1 protein-coding gene is annotated in these 1617 nt (G+C 75.6%); it reads left to right on the top strand.

Going from position 1 to position 1617, the window contains the following annotated elements:
* Window positions 1-431: 431 nt before the first annotated feature.
* Window positions 432-1617, top strand: a 1186-nt coding sequence (locus ABD308_RS37395) for an RNA polymerase sigma factor (protein ID WP_344345116.1), incomplete at its 3' end; no start/stop codon positions are given.

Genomic DNA, 1617 nt, shown 5'->3' with positions numbered 1-1617 from the left:
CCGACGGGTGGTCGGCAGGCGGACGGTCAGCCCGCCGAAGGCCCCTCGGACCGGTTGCTGCAGATCCTGCTGGACGGCCTACGGGCCCGCTGAACGTCACCCGGCGGGACGGCCAGTGTCAGCCGGGGGCAAGGAGGTTGACGAACCGGGCGGCGCGGGGAAGCGGATCGCGCGCCCGGCGCGAGCGCCGCCCGCCGAGGCGCCGCGCACCAGGCGAACACATCCGCGACGGCCCCACGGAAGAGTGGGTCGCGGCCGGTCCGGCTACCGCCCAACTCTGCGCTATGCCATCCTTTGCCCGTGGTTGGAGCCAATGTCCCGATGCGCGCCGTTCGCGTGCCCTCGGCGCCGTGCGGTAGGAGTTCGTGCGCCTACGCACTCCCGCGCGCCCTGCCACACTACGGGGGCTGTCGTGGAATCTGGGGTCCGTTGTGAGCGCCGAGGAACAGAACGACTACGGCTACGGCCTCGACTTCGGGCGGTCCGCCGGGACCGACCCCGACTGGGGAACCGACCGCGGCACCCACTGGGGGGCCGACGGCCCGGGCGCCGACGCCAGGGCGTCCGGCGGCGGATCGACGGCCGCCTCCCAGGCGTCCGGCCCGGTCCAGTCCGGGCTTCCGGCCGGCCAGGTGCCGGACCAGGCCGGGATGCCCAGCCGCGAGACGCTCTCCGCCTCCGCCGCCGCCTTCCCCCAGGGCCGCGTCCCCGGGCAGGCCCCCGCCGGGCGCGGCGGCGTCACCCCGGAGGCCTTCGTCGGCACCGCCGCCCCGGCGCGGCCCACGGTGCCCGCGCCCGCCGACCCGGTCGACGGTGAACGTCCTCCCTCGGACGCCGAGTTGACCGCGCTCGTGCGGGCCGGCGACGACGCCGCGTACGAGGAGATCTACCGCCGGCACGCCGACTCGGTGCGCCGCTACGCCCGGACCTGCTGCCGCGACAGCTTCACCGCCGAGGACCTCGCCGGCGAGGTGTTCGCGCGCACCCTGCAGGCGCTGAAGGCGGGCAAGGGGCCGGAGTTCGCCGTCCGCGCCTACCTGCTGACCGCCGTGCGGAACGTCGCCGCGGCCTGGACCCGCAGCGAGCGGCGCGAGCAACTCATCGACGACTTCAGCGTGTTCGCGCAGACATCGGCCGCCGTCGTCGACCTCGACCTGGCCGACCCGGGCGCCGACGCCTGGGCGATGGCGATGGCCGACCAGCGCATGGTGATGCAGGCCTACGCCGAACTCCCCGAGGACGACCGGATGGTGCTCTGGCACACCGAGGTCGAGCGGGAGTCGCCCAAGACCGTCGCGGTGATGCTGGGCAAGACCGCCAACGCGACCGCCGTCCAGGCCCACCGGGCCCGGGACCGGCTCGCCGCCGGCTTCCTGCAGGCCCATGTCTCGGGCAGCCAGGACCGGGCCTGCCAGGCGTACGCCAACCGGCTCGGCGCTTACGCGCGTGGCTCGCTGCGCAAGCGGGCCTCGGCGGAGGTCGGGGGGCACCTCAAGGAGTGCGACCGGTGCACGGCCGCGTGCCTGGAGCTGTCCGAGATCAACCACGGGCTGCGTGCGCTGCTGCCCGGCGGGGTGCTGGTCTGGGTCGGCGTGGGCGGCGCCGGAGCCGCCGCGG

It is taken from the genome of Kitasatospora putterlickiae, from assembly GCF_039527695.1.
GTDB classification, from domain to species: Bacteria; Actinomycetota; Actinomycetes; order Streptomycetales; family Streptomycetaceae; genus Kitasatospora; species Kitasatospora putterlickiae.
Note: the sequence above shows the minus strand (reverse complement) of the source record. Positions and strands in the feature narration are given on the sequence as shown.